This is a genomic window from Micromonospora sp. NPDC003776 (assembly GCF_053605645.1).
The window spans coordinates 1-6,859 of record NZ_JBSGJR010000384.1 but is presented as its reverse complement, the minus strand read 5'-3'; the positions used below and the strand labels follow the sequence as shown (position 1 = coordinate 6,859).

At 74.0% G+C, this 6,859-nt stretch carries 5 protein-coding genes and 1 pseudogene; 3 read left to right on the top strand and 3 right to left on the bottom strand.

From position 1 onward, the window contains the following. Positions 1-369, bottom strand: a pseudogene (locus tag ACWEVO_RS25550) (hypothetical protein); the annotation flags it as partial. Between the two features lie 118 nt (positions 370-487). On the opposite strand from ACWEVO_RS25550, the gene ACWEVO_RS25545 reads away from it, so the two are divergent. The 3 genes from ACWEVO_RS25545 (at position 488) to ACWEVO_RS25535 (ending at position 3,495) form a co-directional block, all read left to right on the top strand. Then, positions 488-1,384, top strand: coding sequence for an ABC transporter ATP-binding protein (locus tag ACWEVO_RS25545; RefSeq protein WP_452310053.1), 897 nt, complete (start codon positions 488-490; stop codon positions 1,382-1,384). Continuing rightward, positions 1,381-2,397, top strand: a complete 1,017-nt coding sequence (locus tag ACWEVO_RS25540; RefSeq protein ID WP_452310052.1) for an ABC transporter permease subunit — start codon at positions 1,381-1,383, stop codon at positions 2,395-2,397. The genes ACWEVO_RS25545 and ACWEVO_RS25540 overlap by 4 nt, the downstream gene beginning before the upstream one ends. Before the next feature lie 78 nt (positions 2,398-2,475). Beyond that, positions 2,476-3,495, top strand: coding sequence for an SMP-30/gluconolactonase/LRE family protein (locus ACWEVO_RS25535; RefSeq protein WP_452310051.1), 1,020 nt, complete (start codon positions 2,476-2,478; stop codon positions 3,493-3,495). Positions 3,496-3,562: 67 nt separating this feature from the next. Here the strand turns inward: ACWEVO_RS25535 and ACWEVO_RS25530 are convergent, their stop codons facing one another. Both ACWEVO_RS25530 and ACWEVO_RS25525 read right to left on the bottom strand, forming a co-directional pair. After that, positions 3,563-4,840 carry an Ig-like domain-containing protein gene (locus ACWEVO_RS25530; protein WP_452310050.1) on the bottom strand — a complete coding sequence of 426 codons (1,278 nt, stop codon included), beginning with the start codon at positions 4,838-4,840 and terminating at the stop codon, positions 3,563-3,565. Positions 4,841-5,039: 199 nt separating this feature from the next. Next, a complete protein-coding gene (locus ACWEVO_RS25525; RefSeq protein ID WP_452310054.1) occupies positions 5,040-6,719 on the bottom strand; it encodes a right-handed parallel beta-helix repeat-containing protein in 1,680 nt (559 codons plus the stop codon). Positions 6,720-6,859 lie beyond the last annotated feature (140 nt).

Below are 6,859 nucleotides of genomic sequence, written 5' to 3'. Positions count from 1 at the left end.
GACCAACGCCGCGAAGGTGGGCCAGACCCGGCGCGGCCCGACCGCCGGCAGCAGCGTCCCGACCGCCGAGGCGACCAGCACCGCCAGCGGCAGCGCGGTGGCCGGTCCGGGCTCGTGTGGCAGCCCGGCCAGGTCGGCGACCCCGACGGCGACCGCGGCGACCACCAGGCCCGCGACCGCCGTCCACCCCCGATGCCGCCGCCGGACCAGGGCGAGCACGGTGACCACCGTGCCGACCGCGCAACCGAACAGCCAGTACGGGCCGCCCCAGCTGCCCGCCACGGCGGCCGCCTGGACGACGATCGCGGTGGCGCAGCCGAGCCCCAGCCCGACCTCGGCCGCCGCGGTCCACCGGTCCGGATCTTCCATGCCGACCAGGCTAGGCACTCCCGCCCGGGGCCGAACCGGCCGAAAGTACGGGTCGCGGCCGGCGGGAACCGTGCCGTGGACCGATGGCCGGACCGGGCGGTCGGCGAAGGCTCGGGGCATGACCGACGAGAACTCCCCACCGGTGCTGCACGCCGAGGGCCTGACCAAGCGGTACGGCCGGCGGGTCGCGCTGTCCCACTGTGACCTGCGGATCCCGCGCGGCCGGGTAATCGGCCTGGTCGGGCCGAACGGCGCCGGCAAGTCCACCCTGCTCCAGCTCGCCTGCGGGCTGATCGCCCCCACCGCCGGCAGCCTCCGGGTGCTCGGCGCCCGACCCGCCGCCGACGCGGCCCACCTGGCCCGGGTCGGCTACGTCGCCCAGGACGCCCCGGTGTACGCGTCCCTGACCGTCGAGGACCACCTGCGGATGGGTAACTGGCTCAATCCGTCCTGGGACCGGACCCTCGCGGAGCGCCGGATCGCCCAGGTGGGGCTGAACCGGTCGCAACGGGCCGGTCGGCTCTCCGGCGGCCAGCGCGCCCAGCTCGCCCTGACCGTGGCCGCCGCGAAACGTCCCGAACTGCTGATCCTCGACGAGCCCGCGGCCGCGCTGGACCCCCTCGCCCGGGACGGGTTCCTGCACCACCTGACGGGCCTCGTCGCCGAACTCGGGGTGAGCGCGCTGCTCTCCTCGCACCTGCTCGGGGACGTGGCCCGGGTCTGTGACCACCTGGTGGTGCTCGCCGGCGGGCGGGTGCAGCTCGCCGGGGACGTCACCGACCTGCTGTCCCGCCACCGCCGGCTGACCGCCCCGCCCGGTACGGCGGACCGGCTCCCGGCCGGCGTGACGCCGGTCCGGCGGGAGCCGGCCGGCGGTCACGACCGGCTGTTCGTCCACGCCCCGGCCGGCACGGCGTTGCCCGGCACGGCGGAGCCGGTGGGGCTGGAGGAGCTGGTGCTGGCGTACCTGAGCCGGGCGGCCGGCGAGCCGACCGGCCGGGAGGTGGCGCGATGATCCGGCTGACCTGGCGGCAGTTCCGCGCCCCGGCGCTCACCGGGCTGGCCGGGCTGGCCCTGCTCGCCGGCTACCTGATCCACCTGGGGCTGGCGATCCGGCACGACGAGCGCACCTACCGGTCCCGCTGCCGGGCCGGCGGGGACTGCGCCGCGGCCCTCGCCCAGTTCCTCGGCGACCACCAGAACACCCTGCTGTACGTGGCCGGGCTGCTGGCCCTGGTCCCGGCGGTGCTCGGCATGTTCTGGGGCGCGCCCCTGGTCGCCCGGGAGCTGGAGACCGGCACCCACCGGCTGGTGTGGAACCAGAGCGTCACCCGGACCCGCTGGTTCGCGGTGAAGCTGCTGGTCGTCGGGGTGGCCGCGACCGCCGTCGCCGGCCTGGCCAGCCTCCTGCTCACCTGGGCCGCGAGCCCGGTGGACCGGCTCGCCGGAGACCGGTTCAGCACCATCGTGTTCGGCGCCCGGAACATCGCGCCGATCGGGTACGCGGCCTTCGCGTTCACCCTCGGCACGGTCCTCGGGCTGCTGGTCCGCCGGACGCTGCCGGCGATGGCGCTGACCGCCGTGGTGTTCGCGGTGGTCCAGTTCGTCGTGCCGAACCTGGTCCGCCCGCACCTGATGCCACCGGTCACGATCTCCCGGCCGATGACGGCCGACGCGATCAACGAGGCGCGCGGGCTGGGCAGCATCACCGGCGCCCCGGTGGTCAAGGGCCTGGCCGTGCCCGACGCCTGGGTCAGCGACGTCAGCGAGCTGCGTACCGCGGACGGCCGGCCGCTCGCGGCGGACCGCTTCGATCACTGCTTCCTCGACCCGCCGCGCACCGGGGCCACCGGCACCTTCGGCGACACGGCGGTCTGCCTGGGCCGGCTCGACCTGCACGTGCGGCTGTCGTACCAGCCGAACCGGCGCTACTGGACGTTCCAGTGGCTCGAACTGGGCAGCTACCTGGCGCTGGCCGGGCTGCTGGCCGGCTTCGGCCACTGGCGGATCCGCCGCCGGGCCGGCTGACCGTCGCACGGATGGCCCCGGCGGCGACACGCCGCCGAGGGCTGCCCGGCCGGGGCATCGGCGGGGAAGAATGGCCGGATGGTCGTTCCCCGCCCCCGCCCGCCCCTGCTGATCCGGCCGGTCCGCGAGCCGGCCACCGTGCCGCCGCCGCTGGACGGGCCGTGGGCCCCGTCCGACGTCCGGCTCGACCGGGCCGAGCTGCTGCCGCTGCCCGACGGCGCGCACGGGCCGGAGGACGTGCTGATCGACCCGGACGGCCGGGCGATCAGCGGCGACGAGGACGGCCGGCTCTGGTGGTGGCCGGCGGACGCCCCGGCCGGCACCCGCCCGACCCTCCTCGCCGAGACCGGCGGCCAGCCGCTCGGCGTCGAACTGGACCCGGTCGACGGCGGCCTCGTGGTCTGCGACGCGTACCGGGGGCTGCTGCGGGTCACGCCCGACGGGGCGGTGCACGAGCTGTCCGGCACGGCGCCGCCGGTGCACCTGGCCGACAACGCCACGGTGGCCCGGGACGGCACGATCTACTTCACCGACAGCTCGGACCGGTTTCCCCTGTCGCACTGGAAGCGGGACCTGCTGGAGCACCGACCCAACGGCCGGGTGCTGGCGTACGACCGGCGCAGCGGGCGGACCGACGTGGTGGCGGACGGGCTCTACTTCCCCAACGGGGTGGCGCTGACCCCGGACGAGTCGGCGCTGATGCTGGTGGAGACGGCCACCCACCGGCTGCTGCGGATCGACCTGCCGGACGGCCGGGCGACCGTGCTGACGGATCTGCCGGCGTACCCGGACAACGTCTCCGCGGTGGGCGACGGGACCTACTGGATCGCCCTGCCCAGCCCCCGGCTGCCGATCATGGAGAGGCTGCTGCCGCATCCCCGGGTCCGTCAGCTCGTCGCCCTGCTGCCGGGCGCCGTGCAGCCGCAGCCGCGCCGGTACGGACTGGTCGCGCTGGTCGACGGCGCCGGGCGGGTGCTGCGCACGCTGCACGGGCCGAGCGGGGCGTACCCGATGGTCACCGGCGTGCGGCAGCACGGCGGCCAGCTCTGGCTGGGCAGCCTGACCGCGACCGGGGTGGCCCGGGTCGACCTCGGCTGACCGGGGCGACGACGGGCCGGCCCGCGGTTGCCGCGAGCCGGCCCCTGGCCGTTCCTCCCCGGTGGTCTCAGCCGCCGCTGACGCTCTTGGACGGAGCGGGGGCGGGCGCCGAGCCGCCGGCCACCGCGCCCGGGTGGGGCGTGGCGCTGGGCGTGGGCTTCAGCCCGGCCGGTACGGGCAGCGCACTGCCCTTGATGAACTCGTCCCAGCTCACGTTCCAGGCTGTGAAGCCGTTGCCCTGGTCCAGCTTCACCTCGGTGCCCTTGACCGTGACCGGGTCACCGATCTGCGTGATGCCCATCAGCCAGTCCGCGGCCGCGGCCGAGACGTTGGTGCAGCCGTGTGAGGTGTTGTTGGAGCCCTGCTCCCCCTCCGACCACGGGGCGGAGTGGATGAACTCGCCGCCCCAGGTGAGCCGCTGCGCGTCGTCCACGTCGACCACGTAGCCGCCGTTCGGGTCACCCCGGGTGTCGAAGGTGGTCCGGTCGAACTTCTCCATGATCACCATCGTGCCGCTGGAAGTCGGCGTACTCGGCTTGCCGAGACTCACCGGGATCTTGCGGAGCAGCTTGCCGTCCTGGTAGACGGACATCTGCTTGGTGGCGTTGTCGATGTCCAGCGAGACCTGCCGGCCGATCTTGGAGGTCGCCGTGTGGTCGGCGTCCCCGATGGCGTCCTTGCCGATCGGCAGCCCTTCCAGGGCGCTCCGTACGCTGATCTTCGTGCCGCTCTTCCACCGGTCGGGCGCCCGGTACTCGACCTGCTTACCGTCGGACTCCCAGGACCAGGCGCCCGGCTGCGGCGGGTCGGTCTTCACGAACAATCGGCGCTGCACGTCCGCCCTGGCCTCTTTCGGAATGGGCGGATCGAATGTGACGACCACCGGCATCGCCGACCCGTACGTCTGATTGCTGGTGAAAAGCAATTCGCTGGTGACGGCCTGTTTGGTGGATTTCGCCATCGTGGTGAAGGTCGTCTTCTGCGTGGTCGTCCGCCCGGAATCGCCGCTCGCGGTCACCTCCGCGGTGTACGTCCGGGAGTTCTCCAACGGGCGGGCGGGCACCCAACTCGACCCGTCCTCACGCGGCTCCGCCGGCACCGCCCGGCCCTTGTCGTCGGTGAGCTTCACGGCGGTGATCTTCCCGCCGCTCACCTTGGCACCCACCTCGGCGCTGACCGGCACGTCCTTCGTCCGGTCGGCCGGGGTCAGGCTCACCGACGGCGGGGCCGCCTTGCCGTGGCCCGGTTTCAGGGCCGACTTCTCGCCGGCTGTGCACGCCCCGATCGCCAGTGGAGTGGCTGCGATGGTTACCGCAAATAGCGTCAATCGCCGCCTCAGGTCCATATTCCGCACCCCATTTCCAACTCCCCCTTGGTTGACATTCTGTACGGCCGCCGGAGCGCCGTGGCATATTCGGCGGAATTGCTCGCCCAGGGCTACCTCGATTTGCGCCGCCGCGTACGGAAATGGGAATCGGCGGCGCGGAAAGGGCCGTGCGTCCCCGCCTGCGCCGGGTCGTGCCGCACGGGGCGGGACGACCGGTTCAGCCCGCGCCCTCGGCGCCGTGGTTGCGTTCCCAGCGGCCCCCGTCCGGCGGCGTGTCCAGCCGGATGGCGCCCTGCGCGTTGCCGGCCAGGTCGTTGTCCACGACCCGGCAGTCCACACAGCTGCCCCGCGCCGTGACCCAGATCCCGTGGGTCTGGGCCTGCGGCCGGCGGCTGTCCCAGATCCGGTTCCCCCGGATGCTGGCCGCCTGGAGGGTGGCGTTCACCGTGAGGCCGGCCCGCGTGGCCGGCGCGGCGGGCAGCTCGTACGGGGTCCCCGGCATCGGGGTGTCCGCGCTCCAGCCGGTGAAGGCGTCTGGACGGATGGGCGCCAGGGTCAGCGTGGCCGCGTCGTTCGCCGCCACCGCGGCGATCCGCTCGCCGACCCGCACGACCTTGCCCCGGTGCTCGTCGTGCTGCCAGTTCGCCCGCCGGTCGACCACCTGCTTCTCGCTGTAGCGGACCGAGTCGCCGCCGCCCCGGGCGGCCCCGCCGCACTGCCGGCCGTTGTTCCGGATCCGGTTGTTCACGATCATCGCGTCGGTGATCGGCCGGTCGATCCGGATCGCGTCGAGGCTGTTGCCGTAGAAGTCGTTGCTCTCCAGCACGATCTCCCGCGCGTGCTCCTGCTCCTCGGCGCCGAGGCTGCGCTGGTGGTAGCCGTACCGGCCGTTGCCGCTGATCCGGTTGCCCCGGATGGTGTACGGGCCGGCGGTGTTGCCGATGCTGACCCCGTCGCGCAGGTTGCCGTCGATCACGCAGTCGCTCACGATGCCGCCCCGGCCCGCGGCGTGCGTGGTGCCCTTGGCGGAGGCGTGGAAGCCCGCCTCCAGGTTGCCGGTCATCGTGCAGGCCGAGACGATCAGCCCGTTGGCCCCCCAGTCCGAGATGCCGAACCGGTTGCCCTGGGCGTGGCAGCCGATGATCCGGATGCCCCGCGGCCGCAACTCGCCGGCCTTCTGCAGCTCCAGGAAGATCCCGTTGGTGGCGTTGCCGACCGCCGAGCAGTTGACGATGTTCAGCCGCTCCACGCTTCCCCACCCGCCGATGCCGATGCCGATGCCGGCGCCGCCCATCTCGGTGCCGTTGTCCAGCCGGCCGCAGCCGGCCACCAGCACCCCGTCGATCAGGCTGTCCTGGAGGAAGTCGCAGCCCAGCCCGGTGGCCGCGGTGTGGTGGATGTAGAGGTTGCGGAACACGCCCCGGACCACGTACTGCAGGCCCAGTCCCTTGGCGAGCGGGTTGTACTCGGCCGACGCCACCCCCGAGCCGTCGATCTCGAAGTCGGCGAAGGTGCAGTACGCCAGGTGCCGTTCCCGGTCGGCGCCGTGCAGCGCGGCGGTGTGGAAGGCCAGCGGGGTGGGGTCGGCCCGGTTGCCGGAATTGCTCAGCACGAAACGGGTGGCGCCGGGACCGGCCCCGACCAGCGAGACGCCGGCCCGCCAGACGGTGCCGGCGTCCCGGATCGAGTAGACCCCCGGCGGGCAGTAGATCACCCGGGCCCGCCCGTCGGCGGCGTACGCGTCCCCCAGCCGGTCGACCAGGGCGGCGAACGCCGGCTGGTCGTTGGTCGTCCCGTCCCCGGTCAGGCCGTGGTCCCGCGCGTTGCACAGCAGTGGCGCACCGGCCACCGGGTACGCGCGCACGCCGGTGGCCGTGGGCACGTGCGGATACGTCATCCGTCCCTCCCCCTCGACGACCGGGCCCGCTTTCCCGGTCGGGCGCAGGAGAAACAGCCCGGCCCCGGCCCCGAGGGTGGCCGCGAAGGACGCGTTGGGGCACTGCCAGGACCTGCTGGCGCTGGCGCCGACGACCGGTT